At 63.6% G+C, this 22,319-nt stretch carries 21 protein-coding genes; 5 read left to right on the top strand and 16 right to left on the bottom strand.

All coding sequences use genetic code 11. From position 1 onward, the window contains the following. Positions 1-3 precede the first annotated feature (3 nt). From D0B32_RS13755 to D0B32_RS13740, 4 genes are all read right to left on the bottom strand, one after another. On the bottom strand, positions 4-1,308 hold the full coding sequence (locus D0B32_RS13755) for an AGE family epimerase/isomerase (protein WP_117334528.1): 1,305 nt from the start codon (positions 1,306-1,308) through the stop codon (positions 4-6). Further along, complete coding sequence (locus D0B32_RS13750) at positions 1,305-2,300, bottom strand: LacI family DNA-binding transcriptional regulator (RefSeq protein ID WP_117334527.1); 996 nt, start codon at positions 2,298-2,300, stop codon at positions 1,305-1,307. The genes D0B32_RS13755 and D0B32_RS13750 overlap by 4 nt, the downstream gene beginning before the upstream one ends. Before the next feature lie 265 nt (positions 2,301-2,565). Beyond that, positions 2,566-4,413 carry a phosphodiesterase gene (locus D0B32_RS13745; RefSeq protein ID WP_117334526.1) on the bottom strand — a complete coding sequence of 616 codons (1,848 nt, stop codon included), beginning with the start codon at positions 4,411-4,413 and terminating at the stop codon, positions 2,566-2,568. Positions 4,414-4,663: 250 nt separating this feature from the next. Beyond that, on the bottom strand, positions 4,664-5,689 hold the full coding sequence (locus D0B32_RS13740; protein WP_117334525.1) for a bile acid:sodium symporter family protein: 1,026 nt from the start codon (positions 5,687-5,689) through the stop codon (positions 4,664-4,666). Positions 5,690-6,303: 614 nt separating this feature from the next. On the opposite strand from D0B32_RS13740, the gene D0B32_RS13735 reads away from it, so the two are divergent. The 3 genes from D0B32_RS13735 to D0B32_RS13725 all read left to right on the top strand — a co-directional run bounded on the left by D0B32_RS13735 (position 6,304) and on the right by D0B32_RS13725 (position 9,678). Then, entirely contained in the window at positions 6,304-6,834 is a 531-nt protein-coding gene (locus D0B32_RS13735) for a hypothetical protein (protein WP_117334524.1), read from the top strand. 642 nt (positions 6,835-7,476) lie between these two features. Beyond that, a complete protein-coding gene (locus tag D0B32_RS13730) occupies positions 7,477-8,568 on the top strand; it encodes a porin (protein WP_117334523.1) in 1,092 nt (363 codons plus the stop codon). 171 nt (positions 8,569-8,739) lie between these two features. Beyond that, positions 8,740-9,678 (top strand): LysR family transcriptional regulator, encoded by a 939-nt coding sequence (locus D0B32_RS13725; RefSeq protein WP_117334522.1) that lies wholly within the window; start codon positions 8,740-8,742, stop codon positions 9,676-9,678. Between the two features lie 92 nt (positions 9,679-9,770). Here the strand turns inward: D0B32_RS13725 and D0B32_RS13720 are convergent, their stop codons facing one another. Continuing rightward, on the bottom strand, positions 9,771-10,730 hold the full coding sequence (locus D0B32_RS13720) for a nitronate monooxygenase family protein (protein WP_117334521.1): 960 nt from the start codon (positions 10,728-10,730) through the stop codon (positions 9,771-9,773). A gap of 334 nt (positions 10,731-11,064) precedes the next feature. On the opposite strand from D0B32_RS13720, the gene D0B32_RS13715 reads away from it, so the two are divergent. Next, complete coding sequence (locus tag D0B32_RS13715) at positions 11,065-11,955, top strand: alpha/beta fold hydrolase (RefSeq protein WP_117334520.1); 891 nt, start codon at positions 11,065-11,067, stop codon at positions 11,953-11,955. Positions 11,956-12,184: 229 nt separating this feature from the next. On the opposite strand, the gene D0B32_RS13710 is transcribed toward D0B32_RS13715, so the two are convergent. The 7 genes from D0B32_RS13710 to D0B32_RS13680 all read right to left on the bottom strand — a co-directional run bounded on the left by D0B32_RS13710 (position 12,185) and on the right by D0B32_RS13680 (position 16,804). Then, positions 12,185-13,105: an MBL fold metallo-hydrolase gene (locus tag D0B32_RS13710; protein ID WP_117334519.1), complete on the bottom strand. Its 921-nt coding sequence runs from the start codon at positions 13,103-13,105 to the stop codon at positions 12,185-12,187. Then, the gene (locus D0B32_RS13705; RefSeq protein ID WP_117334518.1) at positions 13,102-13,557 is read right to left on the bottom strand and encodes a MaoC family dehydratase; all 456 of its coding nucleotides are present in this window, start codon (positions 13,555-13,557) and stop codon (positions 13,102-13,104) included. Before D0B32_RS13705 ends, D0B32_RS13710 begins: the two co-directional genes overlap by 4 nt. Next, a complete protein-coding gene (locus D0B32_RS13700; RefSeq protein WP_117334517.1) occupies positions 13,554-13,784 on the bottom strand; it encodes a DUF1289 domain-containing protein in 231 nt (76 codons plus the stop codon). Before D0B32_RS13700 ends, D0B32_RS13705 begins: the two co-directional genes overlap by 4 nt. Continuing rightward, complete coding sequence (locus tag D0B32_RS13695; RefSeq protein ID WP_117334516.1) at positions 13,781-14,302, bottom strand: YbaK/EbsC family protein; 522 nt, start codon at positions 14,300-14,302, stop codon at positions 13,781-13,783. Before D0B32_RS13695 ends, D0B32_RS13700 begins: the two co-directional genes overlap by 4 nt. Positions 14,303-14,356: 54 nt before the next feature. Then, complete coding sequence (locus tag D0B32_RS13690) at positions 14,357-15,283, bottom strand: hydroxymethylglutaryl-CoA lyase (RefSeq protein WP_117334515.1); 927 nt, start codon at positions 15,281-15,283, stop codon at positions 14,357-14,359. A gap of 116 nt (positions 15,284-15,399) precedes the next feature. Next, positions 15,400-16,341, bottom strand: coding sequence for a glyoxylate/hydroxypyruvate reductase A (locus D0B32_RS13685; protein WP_117334514.1), 942 nt, complete (start codon positions 16,339-16,341; stop codon positions 15,400-15,402). A 16-nt stretch (positions 16,342-16,357) separates the two neighbouring features. After that, entirely contained in the window at positions 16,358-16,804 is a 447-nt protein-coding gene (locus D0B32_RS13680) for a VOC family protein (RefSeq protein WP_181969801.1), read from the bottom strand. 262 nt (positions 16,805-17,066) lie between these two features. Here D0B32_RS13680 and D0B32_RS13675 point away from each other — a divergent pair, with 262 nt between their 5' ends. After that, a complete protein-coding gene (locus D0B32_RS13675; protein ID WP_117334513.1) occupies positions 17,067-17,669 on the top strand; it encodes an alpha/beta hydrolase in 603 nt (200 codons plus the stop codon). Between the two features lie 50 nt (positions 17,670-17,719). On the opposite strand, the gene bioB is transcribed toward D0B32_RS13675, so the two are convergent. The 4 genes from bioB to bioA are packed head-to-tail and all read right to left on the bottom strand — an operon-like array spanning position 17,720 to position 22,124. After that, the gene (bioB, locus tag D0B32_RS13670) at positions 17,720-18,796 is read right to left on the bottom strand and encodes a biotin synthase BioB (RefSeq protein ID WP_117334512.1); all 1,077 of its coding nucleotides are present in this window, start codon (positions 18,794-18,796) and stop codon (positions 17,720-17,722) included. Between the two features lie 33 nt (positions 18,797-18,829). Continuing rightward, positions 18,830-19,567, bottom strand: a complete 738-nt coding sequence (gene bioD, locus D0B32_RS13665) for a dethiobiotin synthase (RefSeq protein WP_117334511.1) — start codon at positions 19,565-19,567, stop codon at positions 18,830-18,832. Next, positions 19,564-20,748, bottom strand: a complete 1,185-nt coding sequence (gene bioF, locus D0B32_RS13660; RefSeq protein WP_117334849.1) for an 8-amino-7-oxononanoate synthase — start codon at positions 20,746-20,748, stop codon at positions 19,564-19,566. The genes bioD and bioF overlap by 4 nt, the downstream gene beginning before the upstream one ends. A 5-nt stretch (positions 20,749-20,753) precedes the next feature. Beyond that, positions 20,754-22,124: an adenosylmethionine--8-amino-7-oxononanoate transaminase gene (gene bioA, locus D0B32_RS13655; protein WP_117334510.1), complete on the bottom strand. Its 1,371-nt coding sequence runs from the start codon at positions 22,122-22,124 to the stop codon at positions 20,754-20,756. Positions 22,125-22,319: the final 195 nt, after the last annotated feature.

The raw sequence follows: 22,319 nt of genomic DNA, 5'->3' as shown, positions 1-22,319 counted from the left end.
TGCTCACCGTGCGGAGTCAGTCGGAGCCGAACCAGCGGCCGGATCGGCAGCTTCGGAACTGGCCGGCAATGCATGCGCGAGCACTTCGTAGCACGCGCCCATCGTGTGATAGTCGGTCTTGCCGGCCGGGCTTTTTTCGTCGCTGTACTTGCGGTTGTCGCAGGTGAGGATGCGATACCACGCGCCGTACTCGTGATCGACGAAATGCGCCCAGCTATAGCGCCAGATTTCGTCGTACCAGTCCCAGAAACGTTCGTTGCCGGTGCGCTTGCCGAGCAGCGCAGCGGTCGCGAAGGTTTCGGCCTGCACCCAGAAATACTTGTCGTGGTCGCACACCGTGCCGTCCGGACCGAAGCCGTAGTAGAGGCCGCCGTGGTCGTCGTCCCAGGCGCGCGTCATGGCGGCGTCGAACAGTTCGATGGCGCGCGGCAGCAGCCACGGCAGCGGACGGTGACGCTCGAGGATCAGCAGCAGCTTGGCCCACTCCGTTTGATGGCCGGGCTGGAAACCCCATGGGCGGAAAATGTTCGAGCTGTCTTCTTCGTTGTAGTGCCAGTCCACCGACCAGTCCGCGTGGAAATGCTCCCACACGAGCCCTTGTGAGAGCTTCGCCTGACGCAGCGTGATGTTCGAGGCCACCCGTTCGGCGCGATCCAGATACACGAGGTGGCCGGTTGCTTCGTAAGCGGCAAGCAGCGCTTCGGTGGTGTGCATGTTCGCGTTCTGGCCGCGATACGAACTCACGCGCCAGTCCTGGGTGGCTTCGTCGGCGTAGAGGCCGGCGGCGGCATCCCAGAAGCGGTGTTCCATCAATTCGAAGGTGGCGGCGATCATGGGCTTCGCTTCTTCGATACCGGCCATCGCCGCATGCGAATAGGCGAGCAGCACGAAGGCGAGGCCATAGCAGTGGCGCGTGGCGTCGAGCGTGTGCTTCGTGCCGTCGCGCCATTCCAGTTCCCAGTCGTAGCCGGCATGCTCGGGATCCCAATGCACGTCCTGCAGGAACTTCAGACCGTGGCGTGCGTACTCCAGATGCTGCGGATCGCCGAACTCGCGAAACGCCATCGCGTAGTTGAACACGTAGCGGCAACTGCTGACCAGGTGGCGCGTGGCGCGGTCGTAGATCGAGCCGTCGTCACGGAAAAAGTGATAGAAGCCGCCGCTCGGGTCGAACACGTTGGGCGCGTAGAAGCGCAAGGTGTCCTGCACATGAGCGTGCAGAAACTCGCGGCTGCGGAAGCTGGCGACGGCAGGCACCGGTGACGGCGTATCTGCGGATTGGGTTTGGGGCGTATCGGATTGCGTCATGGCTTTTTCACCGAGGTACTGGCACGGGCAATGAGATGGACGGGCAAGCGGACTTCGAGTTCAGCAGGCGAGTCTTCGAGCAGCAGTTCGACGCCGCGCCGGCCGAGCGCTTCCTTGTCGACCGAGAGGGTCGACAGCGGCGGCGTGGCGTGAGCGGCGGCGGGGATGTCGTCGAAACCGATGATCGCGATGTCCTGCGGAACGCGCAGACCGCGTGCAAGGCAGACGCGCAGCGCGGCGAGCGCGGCAGCGTCGTTATAGGCAAACACAGCGTCGGGACGCTGACCGGTACTACTCGACGCGTCGAGCAGCCGCTGCATGGCAAGGGCTGCGCCGGTGTCGGGATCGAGCCCGGCGTCGATTGTCACTTCGAGCGAAGGATCGAACAGCAGGCCCGCTTCGAAGAACGCACGCCGATAACCGAGCGCCCGCTGCGCGATGCTGAAGTGCGCCAGCGACCCGCCAATGAAGGCGACCCGCTGATACTTCTGCTCGAACAGGTGACGCATGGCCAGCGTGGCGCCGGCCGCGTTGTCGAGATTGACCGAGCGCAGACCGGGCGCCCACAGGTCGATCAACACCAGCGGACGCTGCATCGCAACCAGCGTGGTGAGCGTCTCCGGCTCGACGAAGCCGGCCACGGCGACAGCATCCGGCGCATGCAGACGCATCTGCTGGATCACGTCTTCCGTGGGGCCGGCCGTCAGCACCGAGGGCACGATGCCGCGTTCGCGGCACGCATCCTCGACGCCGTGCAGGACGTGCGAGAAGAACGGACTCACCGCGAAGTTGTTGTGATGGCGATGCAGCAGGAAGGTGAGGCGGCGAATGCGCGGGCGCAACTGGGCAGCGTCATAGCCGAGCTGGCGCGCGGCCTCGACGACCCGCAGACGGGTGGCGTCGGAGAGGCCCGGCTGGTTCTTCAGCGCGCGCGACACGGTGCCGATCGACACACTGGCTGCACGGGCGACATCGCGGATGGTGGCTGCCATCGAAGTGGGCGGTGGGATCGGCCGGCGGGGCCGCGGGGTTATCGAGTGTCGGGATTGTATAGTAAAACGTGCCCGAAAACCCCCGGCCTAGTCAGATCGCATACGCGTAGATACCCGTAAATACTTGTACGTAAAGGCTCAGGGTCCTTATTCAGTGTTTAGTAAAATCACTAAACAGGGTGACTAAACACAGCAACTGAGCACGGCAGCTGAGCATGGGAACTGAGCATGGCAACTGACCTGCTTGCATGGAAACGTGCGTTCCTCAATTACGGGTGTCGTGATTCACTTCGAGCTGGCCGCGCAGCAACGCGGCGCTTTCGTCGGCGTCGATCAGCACGAAGCCGGTCGGATCCTGTTTCGCGCGCCGCTTCGCGACTGCCGCCACGGAGGCGATTTCCTCGCTGCTGTACATCACCGAACCGTCGCCCGGTTCGACCCGCACGCAACCAATGGCCATCGTCACGAAGCTGAAGAACGTGCTGTTGCCGCGCCGGTCCTCGCCATGAATGCCGCCCGCGAGACGGTCTTCGGGCGCGTAGTAGCGTTGCGCGCCTTCGTTGAACACGTGGATGGCGCGTAACACGCGCTCTTGCCAGTCTTCGCTCTGATACAGGATCAGGAAATCGTCGCCGCCCACGTGACCGAGGAAGTCGCGGGTCGGCTCGCACACGTCGGCCAGCACGGCAGCCGCGAACTTCAGCACCTCGTCGCCTTGCCAGTAGCCGTACTGATCGTTGAAGGGCTTGAAGTGGTTCAGGTCCACGTAACAGGCGTAGAAGCCCGCGTCGTTATCGACGAGGCGCGAGATATGTGAACTGATCGGGATGTTGCCCGGCAGAAACGTCAACGGATTCGCGTAGCGGGCGGCTTCGATGCGCACTTCCGTGACCGCGCGCACAAGGTTTTCGCCCGTGCCGAGGCCCGCGTATTTGCCGTTGTCGGTGATGACGAAGCCGTCGGCCAGATAGCGCTGGTCGTCGCTCGCCAGCAGCTTGGCCATCTGCTCGACCGTCATTGATTTCTCGATCACCACCGGCGATGCGTTCGCAAACAGCAGGCACGGACGTTTGCCGAACAGCTCGCGGTGATAGGGCAGCGCGTAGCGGTCCATGAAGGCGCGCCGGTTGATCAGCGCGACCGGCTCGTCGTTTTCGACCACGGCCACTGCGTGCAGATCGGGCAGACGGTTGAACAGATCGAGCACGTCGTTATTGGTGGCGCGGCGCGGCAGCGAGGGCGCACGCACCAGCATTTTCGCGGACGCCATGCCACCCGAAGGCGATGCGCTGACCGTGCGGGTGGCCTCCGGAAAAACCGCGATGTGTCCGGCGCGGATCGCCTGACGGGCGTCGTCGGCCACCGCGCGAGCCGGCTGCGCGTTCGGACGGCCAAAGAAATAGCCTTGCCCGCAGCCAATCCCCATGTCGCGGACCACGATCAGGTCCGCTTCGTTCTCGATTCCTTCGGCCACCAGTCGCGCGCCGCTCGCGTTCGCGAAATGCTGCATCGCGCGCACGGCCTCGAACTTGAGCGGATCGCTCGCAATGTCGTGGATAAAGAAACGGTCGATCTTCACCACGTCCGGTTGCAGACGCACCCACAGATTCATGCTGGCGTTCGCGGTGCCGTAATCGTCCAGCGCGAATTGCGCGCCGGCCGTGCGCAAGGCGGCGAGGACCGGCAGGAAGTTGTTGATGTCGAGCACCGCGCTTTGCTCGGTCAGTTCGATGACGATGCGCTCGGGCTCGACACCGGCCTGGCGGAGCAAGGCCAGCGCGTCGTCGCGGGCAGTGGCGAGATGGCGCAACGCGCCGGCGCTGAAGTTCAGGAACAGCTTGCCGTCACAGGCGGACTTGGCGAAGGCCTGGATGCAGGTCAGCGCAGCGGCACGCTCCAGGTCGATCACGCGCCCCTCGGCGTTGGCTTGCGCGAACAACGCAAACGGCGATTCGAGCGGTGAGCCGGCGGGGCCGCGGATCAGCCCTTCGTAACCGAGGATCGCGCCGCCGTCGAAGTCGACGATGGGTTGGAATACGGCGGACAGTTGGCGCCGGGTGATTAATTCCTCGATGCTCGGCGCAGCAGATCGAGTGAGCGTGCTGAGTGACATGGCAATCGGCCAAAGGGGTGGACCGCTGGCTTATCGGCAGACACGCCGGGAAATTAAGTGAAGATTTAATGACGCGTTGCACCGTGCTGGTGCGTTTGCCCCTGCATGGCCTTTGGCCTATGCCATCCGGCCAGGCAGACAGCGTCGCCCTTTCAGCGTGAAATAACAAAAAAGCCGCCCGGCAGGCGGCTTTCTTCAAACAGGCTCAGGGAGGGCGCTTATGAATCTTCTGTTCAACTCTGCCCGTGGATCAGCGGCGTGCCACGGCTGCGGCGGCTCGGTCCGGGGTGGCGGCGAGCGTTTCGCCGCTGGTGTCGCGCGCGCCCCAGCGCTGCGCGAGCGCAGCACACACCATCAGCTGGATCTGGTGGAACAGCATCAATGGCAGAACGGCGGCGCCCACGGCGTGCGACGCGAAAATGACCTTGGCCATTGGCACGCCGGAGGCGAGGCTCTTCTTCGATCCGCAAAAGATGATGGTGATCTGATCCGCGCGGTTAAAGCCGAGTTTCTTGCTCGCGAAGATCGTGATGGCCAGCATGAGCGCCAGCAGCACCACGTTGATGACCACCAGCCCGCCCAGCGCGGCGAGCGGGGTGTGATGCCACAGGCCTTCGTTGACGGCTTCGCTGAACGCGCCGTACACCACCAGCAGAATCGAGCCCTGGTCGACGAACTTCAGCACGCCGCGATTGCGCTCGATCCACCCGCCAATCAACGGGCGCAACAACTGGCCGGCCAGAAACGGCACCAGCAGTTGCAGGACGATGCTCCAGACGGTGTGCCAGGCCGAACTGCCGCCGGCCGCCTGGTTGGTGACGAGCAGGCTCACCAGAGCGGGCGTGATGAAGATGCCGAGCAGGCTCGAGGCCGACGCACTGCATACAGCGGCAGGTACGTTGCCTTTGGCGATCGAGGTGAACGCGATCGACGACTGGACCGTCGATGGCAGCGTACAGAGGAAGAGGACGCCGGCGTAGAGCGCAGGCGTGACAAAGGGCGAAAGGAACGGTTTGAGCGCGAGCCCAAGCAGCGGAAAGAGCGCAAACGTACTCAGCAGAACCACGATGTGAAGGCGCCAGTGGGTCGCGCCCGCGATGATCGCTTCTCTTGAAAGCTTGGCGCCGTGCAGGAAGAACAGCAGGCCCACCGCGATGTTCGTCAGCCAGTTGAAGCCGGTCGCGGCCTGCCCGTGCACGGGCAGCAGGCTGGCAAGGATCACGGTGCCGACGAGGCACAGCGTGAAGTTATCGGGGAGCAGTTTCGGGCGAGCCATTTGGAAATCTCGAAGCAGGGTAAAGCGCAACCTGAAGCGCAAACGCACGGACACAGGCGCTGGAGCGCGGGTCATGGCGGTACGAAGGGGAAGCGTCCATTAGTAACGGATAGCAATTGAAAATGCAAATTCATTTGCCGAATTGATTGATGAGCGGACAGCATGTAGCCCGTTATTGCGTCGCGTTCGCAAGCTGCGATTTGCGGGCGTTTTAAACGCTGAAAACGAGTGCATAGTTCGCTGTCGAAATGGACTTTTTGCTGCTTTCGGCCAGCCCGGATTCGTCCTACAAACGGGCCTCGTTTGCATCTCGAAATGGCTTAGTTCAGAAGCCCTAAATGCCTTGCGACGCAAGCGGTCTGTCGTGAAAAAACGTCGCAGTAACATGGTGTTACAAGGCAGTGTGAGGCCTAACACTTTTTGGCTCGACACCCTTTCAAGCCGACCATAAATTACTGCTCACAGGCCATTGGGATGCGTCGTGCTGCGGAACATTTGCAGCATGTGGCGCGACTCCCGTAACAAGCATGCCGTGGCTCGAACGGTACGCTTCAGGCAGGACCTCGGGCAGGTGAATCATGGTGGACGCAGGGTTGTCGAAAACGAGTCGTTGGGTGTTGTGCGCAGTCCTGGCTGTGCTGAGCCCGCTCGTCTTCGCAAAAGGCGCTGCGATGCCGCATGGCGGCGGTGGTTATCCGCATGCGAACTTCCAGCGTCAAGGCAATGACAACGCGCGTGCCTTCGGTTCCCGGGCCTTTAGTTCCTACGGCTACCGCAACGATCATGCCGCGTCTTACGACCGCAGCATACATGTTGCACGCGGTGGGAATAGTGCGATGGGTGCAGGGCGCGGCAACTTCAACAGCGCCTCGCGGATGGGTGGTCCCAACGAGGCATTCCGCAACGATCCGCGCGGCTACGGGCACGGAGACGCTGGTGGCTTCCAGTACGCCGGTGCTATCACCACGGTAAGTGCGGAGACCCATTCGGTGCCGCGTCCGCCAGAAGACGAATCGCTCGTGAGAGCCGGTTCGATCCGCGCCGACGTGGCACGCTACAACGAGGAACGCGGCGCCAACCGCCCAGCACCGCGGCCGCCGGAATATATCTCGCGCCCGCCGGGGCCGTCGCCATACCGCAACTAGGTTCTCCTCCTCCTTCCTTGCGAGTCGCACGCCGTTGACGGCGTGCGGTTCCAGCCACCGTCGCCGCGTGGCCTGCATGCATAGACCGTTTCCAGCCGCCCATCAAAAGTAGTGCCCTGATGGGTGCGAGAGCTTCAAAGACCTCTTCTCTTCCGCCTATCGTCGCCTCGTCGACGCCCGCTCAACGCCTGGTTAGCGCTTGTTTAGCGCTTTCCCCCGCCTGATGGACAGTTCCGCACCCGCCAGAGTGACGTATTCACGCCACACTTTTGCTTTGGCCTGACACGTTGTATTCACATCGTTTTTCGGCGTCCGCCCGTCGCGCGGGGCGCTGTCGTCGGGACTGCGATTCGTCCGCTATCACCCTCGCTCCTGCAAGACTGGCGTGCTTTACAGGCCGTTGCGATAATCGCGCCCGCTCAATCTTCAGCCGAGCGAACTTTGCCCGTACCCGGCCGATATCCGAAAAAACTAATCAGACCGATATACCCGCAATAACAACTCATATTTTTGTCCACAAAAATGGTCCGCAAAGATGATCCCGCCCAGATTAGCTCGGTGATCTAACGGACGAACAAGAAACCGTTGGCGCGAGCTCCCCCGACGCACAGCCACCCCCTTTTGACAAAGACAGGAGAACCCATGAATACAACCACCCGCCGTGCGCTCAAAACCACCCTCAAGGCGACTCTCGTCGCGGGCCTGGTTGCTGGCGCGTCGTCGGCGTTCGCTCAGTCGAGCGTGCAGCTCTATGGCCAGGTCGACGAGTGGGTCGGCGCGCAGAAATTCCCGGATGGCAAGAGCGCTGCGGAGGTGTCGGGCGGTGGCATGTCCACCTCGTACTGGGGCATGAAGGGCGAAGAAGATCTGGGCGGTGGCTATAAGGCGCTCTTCACCCTCGAAGGCTTCTTCCTCGCGCAAAACGGTCAGTACGGCCGCTTTACCGGCGACACGATGTTCTCGCGCAATGCCTACGTGGGTATCGAATCGCCGTACGGCACGGTGACGGCGGGCCGTCTGACGACGCCGCTGTTCGTGTCGACGATTCTGTTCAACCCGTTCGTCGACTCGTACGAGTTCTCGCCGATGGTGTGGCACACCTACCTCGGCCTCGGCACGTTCCCGACCTACACGACCGACACGGGCGTGGTGGGCGATTCGGGCTGGAACAATGCCGTGCAGTACTCCACGCCTAACTTCGGCGGCCTGAGCGGCAACGTGATGTACGCGCTCGGCAACACGGCCGGCGACAATGGCGCGAAGAAGTGGAGCGCCCAGTTCCTGTACTTCCACGGCCCGTTCGCAGCAACCGGCGTCTACCAGTACGTCAACTTCAACAACAACCCGGGCGATCTGACTTCGCTCGCGCAAAGCGTTGGACTGCTCAACATGAAGAGCCAGAGCGTGGCGCAACTGGGCTTGTCGTATGACCTGAAGTTCGTCAAGTTCTACGGCCAGTACATGTACACGTACAACGACCAGACCACCGGCAGCTGGCACGTGAACACCGCGCAGGGCGGCGTGACGGTCCCGGCGGGTCCGGGCACCATCATGGCGTCGTACGCGTACTCGCGTGACGGCAGCGGGCTGGACCAGACGCGTCAGACGGCGGCCCTTGGCTATGACTATCCGCTGTCCAAGCGCACGGACGTCTACGCGGCCTATATGTACGACAAGTTCACGTCGCAGTCGTCGGGCGACACCTACGGCGTGGGCATTCGCACGAAGTTCTGATCCCCGGTTCGGAACGGCCTTGCGCAAAGCGGGCTGGCAGTTCAAAACAAACCCCGCCTTCTCACGAAGGCGGGGTTTGTCGCATTCAACGCATCGCTACGCGTTTTGCTCACAGCACGTTGATAAAAACGGCAAAATGACGCGGATTCATTCCTTCCGCGAGCGATTGTTATGGACACCCTCATCAGCATGAAAGTGTTTCGCCACGTCGTCGAAGCGGGCAGTTTCGTCGGCGCGGCCGAACGCATGGAGATGTCCGCGGCGATGGCGAGCAAGCACGTCATGCATCTCGAACAGCAACTCGGTGCACGGCTCCTGAACCGCACCACGCGGCGTGTCGCGCCAACCGAAGCCGGTCGCGAGTATTTCGAGCGCTTGAGCCAGGTGCTGACTGAGCTGGAAGAAGCGGAACAGGTAGTGGGCGCGGCGAGCGTGGTGCCGCAAGGGCGGCTGCGCGTGTCGTCGCTGTCGGCCTTCGGCTTGAGCTATTTGATGAGCGCAGTGGCCGACTATGCGGCGCAGTATCCCAAGGTGACGGTGGAAATGACGCTCTCGGACCGGCTGGTCGAGCTGATCGACGAGGGCTTCGACGTCGCGATCCGCGCGTCGCCCACCGGCCTCAAGTCTTCCTCACTGATTGCCCGGCAGATCGCCACCGCGCATCTGGTGCTGTGCGCGTCGCCCGAGTATCTGCGCCGGCACGGCACGCCCGAAAAGCTCGCTGATCTGGCGCGCCACAACTACCTGCAGTACGCCGGAGTGGCCGCGCCTGAGCTTGGGTTGGCCAATGGCGACGCCGGGCAGCGCATGCGGCTCTCCGGCAATCTGATCGTCAATCATCTGGAGGCGCTGCGGGTTCTCGTGCTGCAAGGGGCGGGGATCGCGATGCTCGGCACGGAAGTGATTGGCGGCGATCTCGCGGCGGGGCGCCTCGTGCCGTTGCTGGTCAACGAGGTGCCGCCGAGCGAACTGCCTATTCACGTCGTCTATGCGAGCCGGCGTCATCTGTCGGCGAAGGTTCGCTCGTTCGTCGATTTCCTCGCGACCCGCTTTGCAAACGAAGCGCTGTGGCCGTCGTTCGAGCAGATCATGGCGCTGGCCGTGAGCTGAGAGACGGCCTGCAGCGAGTCACCGCGCTGGCGCTTCAGCGCCGGTCGGAGGCTACGCCGCTTCAGCGCCTCAAGCACTCGCGCCTCAGCCAGTCAGCGACCCACTCCCAGCCGCGTCTTCGCCTCCTCATACTCCTTCGCCAACCGTCCCACCAGTTCCGCCACGCTCGGCACATCGTCCATCAAACCCACGCCCTGGCCCGCGCCCCAGATGTCCTTCCAGGCTTTGGCCTTGTCGCTGCCGAAATTCATCGCAGTCTTGTCGGATTGCGGCAGCGCCTCCGGATCGAGCCCCGCGTTGACGATGCTCTCGCGAATGTAATTGCCGTGTACCCCGGTGAAGAGGTTGGTGTAGATGATGTCCGACGCGCTCGCGCTGACGATGGCGTGCTTGTAGCTATCCACCGCGTGAGCTTCCTGGGTGGCGATGAAGCGCGTGCCCATGTACGCGAGGTCGGCGCCCATTGCCTGCGCGGCGAGAATCGAGCCGCCATTGGCGATCGAGCCTGACAGCACGATCGGGCCGTCGAAAATACGCCGCACTTCGCCCACCAGCGCGAACGGCGAGGTCGTGCCGGCGTGGCCACCCGCGCCCGCCGCGACCAGGATCAGGCCGTCGACGCCCGCCTCGAGCGCCTTCTGCGCGTGACGGATATTGATCACGTCATGCAGCACGATGCCGCCGTAGCTATGCACTGCGTCAATGATCTCTCGCGCCGGCGCCCGCAGGCTGGTGATGAAGATGGGCACCTTGTGCTCGACGCACACACGTACGTCGTGTTCGAGCCGTGTGTTCGACTGATGGACGATCTGGTTGACGGCGATCGGCCCCACCACGGCATCCGGGTTCGCTGCCTTGTGCTCGGCGAGCGACGCCTGAATCTGCGTGAGCCATTCGTCGAGCAGTTCGGCCGGCCGCGCGTTGAGCGCGGGGAACGATCCCACGATGCCGGCCTTGCACTGGGCCAGCACCAGCTCGGGGTAACTGACGATGAACATGGGCGAGGCGACAACAGGCAGCGCGAGGTGCTGCAGGACGGCGGGCAAAGCCATGATGCGAGTCTCCTGATAGCTGGCCGGTACGTGGCAGACGACCGGCATTTATGAGTGTAGTTGGGCTACCGCATGCAAGACGGGGCACGTGCGGCTGCGCACCGCTTGGCGGGGCGCTTTAGTAGGTTCCTTCGGTGCCCCGTCCGCGTAGCCGATGCAAGCGGCAAAAATTTAAGAACGATCGTTCGATTATAGGCCAAAGCACGGCGTTGTGCGGTCCGCATGCAGTTGGAAGGAGTATTCAGGTTCGACGCTTACGTGGCCCAGCCCACCCCGCAGTGCCACGAAGCGCTCCTACAATGCCCTTGAGTACAACGACAAGAGAGACATCGCCATGCCCTACGAGGATTTCACGCCGTTTCGCGTCGCCGTGGGTGACGTCGATATCTTCGGCGTCAAGGGCGGCGCAGGGCCGCCTCTGTTGCTGCTGCACGGCCATCCGCAGACGCATCTGATCTGGCATCGCTGTGCCGCGCAGCTCGCTGAACATTTCACCGTGATCGCCACGGATCTGCGAGGCTACGGCGCGTCGGGCAAACCTGCCAGCGACGCCACGCACGCCGCCTACTCGAAGCGCGCGATGGCGGCCGATCAGGTTGCGGTGATGCGCCATTTCGGCTTCGAACGATTCCTGGTCTGCGCGCACGATCGCGGCGCGCGGGTCGCGCACCGTATGGCGCTCGACCATCCGGATGCCGTCGAGCGTCTGATGCTGCTCGACATCGCGCCCACGCTCGCCATGTACGAAGCCACCGATCGCACCTTCGCCACGTCCTACTTCCACTGGTTCTTCCTGATCCAGCCGGAGCCGCTGCCGGAAACGCTGATTGGCGCGAACCCGGATGTGTACGTCGACCGCGTGATGGGCAGCCGTCACGCGGGGCTCGCGCCTTTCACGCCCGAAGCGCTGGAGGCGTACCGTCACGCGTTGCGTCAACCGGGCACCGTGCACGCGATCTGCGAGGACTACCGTGCTTCGGCGACCATTGATCTGGACCATGACCGCGCGGATATCGAATGCGGCCGCAAGATTGGCTGCCCGCTGCGCGTGCTGTGGGGCGCGGAAGGCGTCATCGAACAATGCTTCGACGCGCTCGCCGAATGGCGGCACGTGGCGCGTGACGTGAGCGGCCGCGCGCTGCCGTGCGGACACTACATTCCCGAAGAGGCGCCGGATGAACTGCTCGCGGAGATGCTGTCGTTCTTCGAGGCGGTCGAGCAGTAGGGCGGTTGGAGGGTTCGAGGCTGTCGGCGCTGCGCGTCGTCGTAGGCAGGCTACAAGGTAGTGTCAAGATTTTGTAGGGAAATCACTGATGCGGCCAAAAAAATCACACGGGTATGATTTCCTCTGACGCTGATCACGTCGACCGAATTGCGCCGTTCGCCATTTTTGCGAGCGGCTTTCTTTTTTGTGGCGCGCGTCGTTAGCGGTTATCGCTGACGCGCGAGCATTCTCAGCGACCGCGTGCGACGATGCGCGCACCATCCACTGCCAGCGGTCCGCCGCTGACCGCCAGTTCCTCGACCAACCCGTGCAGCAGCGCGGGCCACGCATCGCGTGGCTTGAGCATCGCGGCAGCCGCACGCATCACGGTGGCGTCATCGAGCATCTGCAGCAGCGTATCGAAGCTCATTTCGCGCACCTCCAGCAGCTTGAACACGATCAGCACCTTCAGCGCGTTCTTTGCATTGCGAGCGGGATCGGCACGCAGCCACGCGATGCGTGAAAAAGCCCGCTCCAGCGCCGGCGCGACGTCCGTGAACGGCGCACCGTGACCGGGAATCACCGTCCGCACGTCGAGGCCAGCAATCAGTTCAAGCACGGCCTGCTGTTCCGCAAAGCCGCTCTCGCCTTCGAGTTCCGGGAAGATCACCCCGAAGCCGTTTTCCCATAACGCGTCCGCACTGATCAACACACGTTCGCTCGCGCAGTAGAGCATCAGCGAATGCGGATCGTGGCCGGGTGCGCCGAGCACCTGCCAGTCCAGATTGCCCAATGTGAGCGAGGCACCGGGTGCGATCGTTTCGGTGAAGGTGAAGGGCGCGCAGCGCTGGCCGGTGGCGCGGTAAGTGAGACGCGTCAGGTCCCACGTCGCTACGGCCTCTGATTCGGCCTGCGGAATCGCAGTACGGCATTGCGGCCACGCGGACTGCAACAGCGCGTTGCCGCCGCAATGGTCCGAGTGCAGATGCGTGTTGACGATCAGATCGAGTGGTCGCCCAGCCAGCGCGCTTTGCACCAGAGCGAGCGTTTGCGGCGCGTGGCTCACGTAGCCGGTGTCGATCAGGGCGGCGCATGCGTCGTCCATCAACAGCACATTGTTCGACGACAGCCAGCCGCGTTCTAACACCTGGATGGAAGGGGGCAAGCTCATGGGCGCACTTGCTCCTCGCCGGGTTTGGGCATGACGAGGATGGTTGCCGTGCCGAGCAGCATGGTGTCACCGCGCTGGTTCACAACGTGACCGTCGAGCTGGGTCAAGTCGCCGTTCAAACTCGGCTTCCACCATGCGTCGCGCACGCGCCATGTCATCGTCAACGTGTCGTGCGCAAGGACTGCCTTCTTCAACTGGATGTTGAACTCGAGCCCCAACGGTTGTGCGAAACGCGAGAAATGCGTGGCCAGCATGGCCATGAAATACGCTGACGGCTGTGTGCCAGACGCAATCAGTCCACCGAAGCGGCTTTGCGCTGCGTAAGCCTCATCGTGATGCAGCGGGTTCAGATCATTGACGAGCGTCGCGAACGACTTGACCGAGTCGGGTGACAGCGGCAACGTTTCGCTGACGACTTCGCCTGGCGTCACGACACGCGGCGGCGCCTTCATGCCGAAGCCTGCTTACGGGCCATGAGCCATTGCGCGTGACGGCTCTCGAGGCTGTCCCATACCGAGCGTTTGACGGCGTCGTCATAAGATGACCAGTCGCGGATTTCGTCAATGCTGCGCAGACACCCTTCGCACCAGCCCGTGGCGGCGTCCATACGGCACACGTCGATGCATGGCGACGGCACGGGCGCGATGATGTCCGGGGTTGGCGCGACACCCGTGGTCATGCCGGCTCTCGCAGCGCGACATCAGCAACGGGCGCGCCGGTCAGCGTCACCAGTTCCTGCGGCGACAGGTTGAACACCGCATGGGGATGGCCGGCGGCGGCCCACAGACTGTCGAGCGTCAGCAAATCGGCGTCGATCAGCGTCACGGGTTCCGTCGCGTGACCGATCGGACAGACGCCGCCAATGGCATAGCCGGTTTTCTCGCGGACAAACTTCGCATCGGCACGCGCAATCTCGCCCACCTGCGCCGCCACTTTCTTTTCATCCACGCGATTCGCGCCGCTCGCTACGACCAGCACCGGCGCGTCGTCCTCGCGACGGCGAAACAGAATCGACTTGGCAATCTGCGCGACTTCACAGCCGAGGCCGGCGGCGGCTTCGGTCGAGGTCTTGCCAGTCTCCGGCAGCATCACGATACGGCCGGCATGGCCGCGCTCGCGCAGCAGCAGCGCGACACGCCGCGCGGCATCGGGCAGGGCGGCAAGATCGTCGACGTGTGGAAGGGTGTTGTCCGTCATGAAGCAAATTCCCGTTACGAAAGAGTAGGGGTGGGCCGGCGCGTCACGGCCGCATCAGACACACGACGTTTGCTCACTGCGCGCTTTGGCCAGCAGCGCTTTTCCGGCCCGCGAGACGTTAGGCTTGCCGACCGCCGTCGAGATGAAATCGCCAATCGCGACCACTTGCGATAGATCGATGCCCGTCTCGATGCCGAGGCCGTTCATCAGATACAGCACGTCTTCGGTCGCGACATTGCCCGTTGCGCCTTTGGCGTACGGGCAGCCGCCGAGCCCCGCCACCGACGCGTGAAAAATCTCGATGCCCTCGAGCAGCGCGGCGTGGATGTTCGCCAGTGCCTGGCCATAAGTGTCGTGAAAGTGCCCGGACAGGCGCTCGCGCGGAAACACCTGCGCGACGGCGTCGAAGACTGCGCGTGTCCGGTTGGGCGTGCCCACGCCGATCGTATCGGCGATGTCGATCTCGTCGCAGCCGAGCGCAGCGAAGCGCTCGACCACATCCACCACGGATTCGACCGGCACCTCGCCTTGATAAGGACAACCGAGCGCACATGAGACGCTGCCGCGAATCCGCACGCCATGCTGCTTGGCCGCTTGAGCAACCGGCTCGAAGCGCGCAATGCTCTCCGCGATGCTGCAGTTGATGTTCCGTTGCGAGAACGCTTCGCTGGCCGCGCCGAAGATCACGATCTCGTCGGCACGCGCCGCCAGTGCGCCTTCGAAGCCGCGCAGATTGGGCGTCAATACCGAGTAGAGCGTGCCGGGGCGGCGCTCGATGCCGGCCATGACGTCGGCGCCGTCGGCCATTTGCGGCACCCATTTCGGCGACACGAACGAAGCCGATTCGATATTGCGAAATCCCGCTGCCGACAGCCGGTTGATCAATTCGATCTTCACCGCGGTGGGCACAAAATCCTTCTCGTTTTGCAGACCGTCGCGCGGACCGACTTCAACGATCTTGACGGCTTGAGGCAAGCCCATGATATGTCTCCTTTCTTCCAGCGTTCGCGCGTTACGCACGCTTTCTGGTTCATATACGTTCATCTATGTTCATCGACGCAGGATGTCGACACAGCAAAGCAGCGTCGCCTGTGAATTCAATAACCCCGCGCCAGATCCACCACGCCCGTCACCGATTCGCCACGCGCCAGCGCCGCGATCTTCGCAGCAACCTGCGCAACGCTCTCCGCGCGCAATGTCAGCGCCGAACTGTGCGGCGTGATCGTAATACGCGGTTGCCGCCAGAACGGATGATTGGCAGACAACGGCTCTTCACGGAACACGTCGAGCGTCGCCGCCGCGATCTGACCGCTGGCGAGCGCGTCGAGTAAATCCTGTTCAACCAGATGCGCCCCACGCGCGACGTTGATCAGATACGCGCCGTGTGCCAGCTTTGAAAACACGCGCGCGTCGAGCACATCGTGCGTGTCCGGCGTATGCGGCAGCAGATTCACCAGCACCTTCACGCCGCTGAGGAACGCGTCGAATTGCGCTTCGCCTGCATAGGTTTTGACGCCTTCGATGTCTCGCGGACTGCGGCTATAACCACGCACGGGCATGCCGAACGGCGCGAGCGCACGAGCCACATGCGAGCCGAGCACGCCCATGCCGAGTATGCCGACCGTGAACGTTTCGCGTGGATGCGGTTCGAGCACTTTCCAGCGGCGTTCCGCCTGCAGGATGTCGTACTCGTCGAAGCGGCGCAGGTAGCGCAGTACCGCGTGCCCCACGTATTCGGCCATCTGCGGCGCCATACCGCCATCTTCGATGCGAATGAGTTGCGCATCACGCGGCAGCGTGCCGGGATGCTCGCGTTCCAACGCAAGAATCGCGTCCACGCCCGCGCCCAGGTTGAACACCGCACGCAACCCTGCGCGCGGCGTGAACATCTCGCGCGGCGGCCGCCATACGACGGCGAAATCCGCCGGCGCATCATCACCCGGTTGCCACTCGCGTAGTTCGGCCTCGGGCATTGCGTGAGCGAAATCACGCAGCCAGTCGGCGGCCTCTTTCGGCGGCGTGTAGAAAATGACTTTCATGCGGGAACGCGTCGGGTCATTTGGCGAACAGGCGGCCGATGTCCGCGAAGGCCTTGAACTCCAGCGCGTTGCCGCACGGGTCGAGGAAGAACATGGTGGCTTGCTCGCCCACTTCACCTTTGAAGCGGATATGCGGCTCGATGATGAAAGCGGTGTCTGCGGCCTTCAACTTGTCGGCAAGGGTGTGCCAGTCGTCCATGCTGAGCACGACGCCGAAATGGCGCACGGGGACGTCGTCGCCATCCACGGCATTCACACCGGCGCGGCCGGTTTCGTCCGGGGCGAGATGCGCGACCAGTTGATGGCCGAAGAAGTCGAAGTCGACCCATTCCGGTGAACTACGGCCTTCCGGGCAACCGAGCAGATCGCCATAGAAGGCGCGCGCGTTGGCGAGGCTCGTGACCGGGAAAGCCAGATGAAAGGGCTGCAGGCTGCGTGAGGAGACGGACGAAGCGGTCGACATGGGGCGGACTCCGTTTTGGGGGTAGGCTTCATTCTACTTTTTCGACGCCGATCGCGTTTGATCTGACCTGGGCGGGACGAAACGGGACGCGGTGAATCACTGCGCGCTTCGAGCCAAAGGCGTGACGCCGTCCTGAGCGCGAGCGGGCGTTGGAGCGGGCGCGGCCGACGCGCGAGCCAATAAGCAAAGCACAATAAGTTGGTTCGTGCCCCTGGCACCCAGCGCCACAATAGGTTTCCAGATCGGGGTAGTGAGGAGAATCATGCTCTCATGCAGCAAAACGCCGTGGCCGCCGCGGCTCGTCACGGTGCCTGGCCTGCACGGCAGTGAAGGCGCGCATTGGCAAAGCTGGCTCGAGCGGCAATTCGCCCGCTCGGTGCGCGTCGAGCAGGCCGATTGGGACGCCCCCAACCTCGCCGTCTGGGCGCAGTCCGTGCGCGATGTATTGGCGCGTGAGCGCGGGCCATTCGTGCTGGCGGCGCACAGTTTTGGTTGCCTCGCTGCCGCGCATGCGTTGCAACAGGCGTCGTATGTGGCGGACGTGGTGGGTATTCTGTTCGTGGCGCCCGCGAGTCCTGCGAAGTTTTCGTTCGCGGGGCCGTTCGAAGCACGGCGGCTCGGCGTGCCCTCGATCCTGATCGGCAGTGAGACCGATCCGTGGATGCCGCTCGCGGAGTCGCGCGAACTCGCGCAGCGTTTTGGCAGTGCCTTCGTCAATCTCGGCGATGCCGGTCATATCAACACAGCGGCCGGCTTTGGCCCGTGGCCGCGCGCCAAGTACTTCGTCGATACGCTGGTGCACTGCGCCGCGCCGCTCAGGTTTCGTGAAGACACGCTCGAACTGGCGGCGCAGGCGCATGCGTGACGACCGCTAACGCCGGGGCCGCCACGCGTTTAGAGCTTAACGCTTGGTAGTTAGCTCGCCGCGCCATGCGCGTCGCAAGCCTGGTCGCAGGCACTCCTGGCGAGCGGCATCTGCTGCGCCGTTTCCGCGCGCATGCCCAGACGTGCGAGCAGCTTGCGATCCGCTTCGGCTTGCGGGTTGCTGGTGGTGAGCAACTGATCGCCATAGAAAATCGAATTCGCGCCCGCGAGGAAGCACATGGCCTGCAATGCTTCGTTCATCTGCTCGCGACCGGCTGACAGACGCACCATCGCACGCGGCATCGTAATGCGCGCAATGGCGATCGTGCGGACGAACTCGAACGGGTCCAGCGCTTCCGTGCCGCTGAGCGGCGTGCCTTCCACCTGCACCAGATTATTGATCGGCACCGATTCCGGATACGGCTCCATGTTCGCCAGTTGCGCGATCAGTCCCGCGCGTTCACGACGCGATTCACCCAGCCCGACGATGCCGCCGCAACACACGTTGATGCCTGCGTCGCGCACGCGTTCCAGCGTATCGAGGCGGTCCTGATACGTGCGCGTCGAGATGATCTGACCGTAAAACTCGGGGGACGTGTCGAGGTTATGGTTGTAGTAGTCCAGCCCCGCCTCACGCAGACCTTGCGCCTGATGCGTCTCCAGCATGCCGAGCGTTACGCAGGTTTCGAGTCCCAACGCCTTCACGCCGCGAATCATTTCCTTGATGGGCTCCAGGTGACGGTCCTTCGGATTGCGCCATGCCGCGCCCATGCAGAAGCGCGTTGCACCGTTGCCCTTGGCGGTGCGCGCGGCGGCCAGCACCTCGTCCACCGGCATCAGTTTGTCCGCCTGCAAACCCGTATCGTGATGCACCGACTGCGGACAATACGCGCAGTCCTCTTCGCAACCGCCGGTCTTGATGGAGAGCAGCGTCGACAGTTGCACGGTGTTGGCGTCGAAGTGCTCGCGATGCACCTGCTGCGCGCGGAACAGCAGATCGTTGAGCGGCAGTTCGTACAACGCAACGATATCGGCCACGCGCCAGCGCGCTTTTTGCTGGGCGGCGGCGTGCGTGGCGTCGGTGGCGGTCGGAGCGGTTTGGGGGCGATCGAGGTGAAGCTGGGTCATGTCGTCAATCCTCTAGGATAGTTATGTGGTCAGTCAGGACCGCGCGGCGCGCAGTGTCTGCAAAAGGTGAGGCGTGTCGAGGCAGTCGGCGGCGGCGTCAGCGGAAATCGGCTGCATGTGCGGCACGATGCCGAGCAGCGGCACGTCGTATTGGCGTGCTAGCCGGCTACGAATTGCAGCGATGTTTTCGTCGGCGAAACTCATGTCCGGGTCGACGCGATTGGCGACCCAGCCGGCCAGATGCAGACCTCGCGCCACGATGGCCTCGGCAGTCAGCAGCGCGTGGCTGATGCAGCCCAGGCGCATGCCGACCACCAGCACGACCGGCAGGTTCAGTGCAACCGCCAGATCGGCGGTGTCGAGCGTATCCGTGAGCGGGACGCGAAACCCGCCCACGCCTTCCACCACCACGACGTCCGCGCGTTGCATGGCCTCGGCGTGACAATCGACGATGCGTGGGATATCCAGCGTGACGTGTTCCTGCTCGGCCACGATGTGGGGCGCGGCGGGCGCTTTCAGCAGATACGGTGTGCGAATCCCGGGTGGCAGCAGCACGCTCGACGCCGCGTCCAACTGATCGGCATCTTCGTTGTGCCACACGCCGTCTACTTCGAATGCGCCGGCGGCGATGGGTTTCATCGCGGCGGCGCGCAGTCCCGCGCGCGTGAAGCCGCGCAGCAGCGCCGCCGAGACGAGCGTTTTGCCGATTTCAGTATCCGTACCGGTGACGAATAGCGACAGCGGCGTAATTGATGTGCTTGAGGTGCTCATGCCGCGACCTCGCTGAGTTGCAGTAGGGCGGCTTCCAGCCGATCGAGGTCAGCGTGTGAGTGAGCAGCGGACAATGACAGCCGTAAACGTGACGTGCCGACCGGGACGGTGGGCGGCCGGATGGCAGGCACCCACAGCCCGGCACGATCGAGCGTGGCGGCGATATCGAGCGTCGCCTCGTTCGTGCCGATGATGAGCGGCTGCACGGCGGTGTGCGAGTCCACGGGCAACCACGGCGTGCGCTTGAGCATCGCGCGGGTGCGCTCGATCAATTGATGCAGATGCGCACGGCGCGCATCGCCCTCGTCGCCGCCAATGATGCGCAGACTTGCCGACACGGCGTGCGCCGCAGCCGGCACCGACGCCGTGGTGAAAATGTACGGACGAGCCCGCTGCACGAGCCATTCGATCACGGTCTCATGGGCGACGACGAAAGCACCGGACACGCCCGCCGCTTTGCCGAGCGTGCCGATGGAGATGAGGTGCGGCGAGCGCAACGCTTCTGCCGCGATCGCACCGCGGCCCTGCGGGCCGAGCACGCCGAAGCCGTGCGCGTCGTCGACGATAAGCCACGCACCGTGCTGTTCCGCGAGTGCGAGCAGACGCGTAAGCGGCGCGACATCGCCATCCATGCTGAAGACCGTATCGGAGACGATGATTTTTACTTCGGCATCCGATGCTTCGAGCAATGCGCGCAGTGCGGCAGTGTCGGCGTGCGGATAGATCCGCACATCGGCGCGCGAAAGCCGCGCGCCGTCGATCAGCGACGCGTGATTAAGCGCGTCGGAGAAGAGTGCGGTGCCGCGACCGGCGAGTGCCGTCAGCGTGGCGAGGTTCGCCATGTAGCCAGTGCTGAAGTACAACGCACGCGGGGCATCGACAAAGCCGCCGACGAACTCCGCCAATTCGTCTTCGAGCAACGCGTGCGCGCGCGAGTGGCCGCCCAGCAGATGCGAACCGCCGCTACCCGCGCCGTAACGCTGCGCGCCTTCGGCGATCGCAGCAATCAGCGAGGGATGTGCCGCGAGGCCGAGATAGTCGTTGCTGGCAAAGCCGATCATTTCGCGGCCGTCCACCATCATGTGAGCGGCGCATGGCGTGTCGGCGGTGCGGCGACGACGACGCAAGCCGTGTGCGTCGATGTCTTTCAGACCCGCTTCGAGCGTTTTGAGCAAATGCATGGCCATTACGCACCCTCCTGCAAGGTCGCTTCGAAGGTCTCGCGCGTGCGTGCCGCGAGCCAGGCGAGATCGTCGTCTTCGAGGATGTACGGCGGCATCAGATACACCGTCGTGCCGATGGGGCGGATCAGCAGTTCACGCTGCAACGCGTTTTCGAAGAAACGGCGCGAGAAGGATGCGGCACGTTGAGCGTCGGTGATGACCGCATCGAATGCGAAGATGGTGCCGCACTGACGCAGGTTGCGGACCTGAGGATGATCCGCGAGCGGCGCGAGTGCAGCTCGCAGGACAGCGGACTTGCGGGCGTTTTGAGCGAGCACGTCGTCGCTGGCGAAGAGGTCGAGCGTCGCGAGTGCCGCGCGGCACGCGAGCGGATTGCCGGTGTACGAGTGCGAATGCAGGAAGCCGCGTGCCGTCTCGTCGTGATAGAAGGCCGCGAAAATTTCGTCGCGCGAGAGCACGATGGAAAGCGGCAGATAGCCGCCGCTGATGCCTTTCGAGAGGCACAGGAAGTCGGGCCACACGCCGGCCTGTTCGCACGCGAAGAACGTGCCGGTCCGGCCGCAACCGACTGCGATTTCGTCGGCGATCAGATGCACGCCATATTGGTCGCACAGGGCGCGCAGCCCGGCGATATACGACGGGTCGTGCATGGCCATACCGGCCGCGCACTGCACGAGCGGCTCGACGATGAGCGCCGCGATGCGATTGTTGCGGGATTCTAAGAGCGCGCGAACGTGATCGAGCGCGCGACGCGCGACGTCCGTGGCATTTTCGCCCGCTTGTGCGAGCCGGGCATCGGGCGACTGAACGACGTGCGCGTGACGGATCAGCGGATCGTAGGCATCCTTGAAGAGCGCGACATCCGTGACGCCGAGAGCGCCGATGGTCTCTCCGTGATAACTGTTAGCGATGCAGACGAATTCCTGCTTGTCCGCGAAGCCGCGATTACGCCATGAATGGAAGCTCATTTTCAGGGCGATCTCGACAGCGGAGGCGCCGTCCGAGGCGAAGAAAGCGTGACCGAGCGTGTGCTGGGTGAGCGCGGAGAGCCGCTCGGCGAGTTCGATGGCGGGCTCGTGCGTGCAACCGGCGAGCATGGCGTGTTCGAGCGTATCGAGCTGGTCTTTGAGGGCTGCATTGATACGCGGATTGGCGTGGCCGAACAGATTGACCCACCAGGAGCTGATGGCATCGAGGTAACGATGACCGTCGCGATCGTAGAGCCAGGCACCGGCGCCACGCGAAACGGGGACGAGCGGCAGACGCTCGTGGTGTTTCATTTGCGTGCAGGGGTGCCAGATGGCGCGCAGGCTGCGGGCGATCCAGTCATCGGATTGAGGTTGAGGTGTTGGGGTGCTTGCTGTGGTCGACACTGCTACTCCGGTGCTTTTTGTTTCTCTCGCGGTGGCTGGCGGTTTTGCCTGCCGGTGGGGCGAGTGGGCGGCTTGGCGCCGCGGCGGGGTCGAGATTAGCGCTTTCTTTCTTGTCGTGCACTCCCCCCTGCGGGGCTTGTTTTTTGGTGCTCGTTCGGAGTTTTGGGGTGTTCGCGACAGGTCGTGGGTGTTTTT

The organism is Paraburkholderia sp. DHOC27, from assembly GCF_003429005.1.
Taxonomy (GTDB): Bacteria; Pseudomonadota; Gammaproteobacteria; order Burkholderiales; family Burkholderiaceae; genus Paraburkholderia.
The sequence above is the reverse complement of the archived record's forward strand: the minus strand, read 5'-3'. Positions and strand labels throughout refer to the sequence as shown.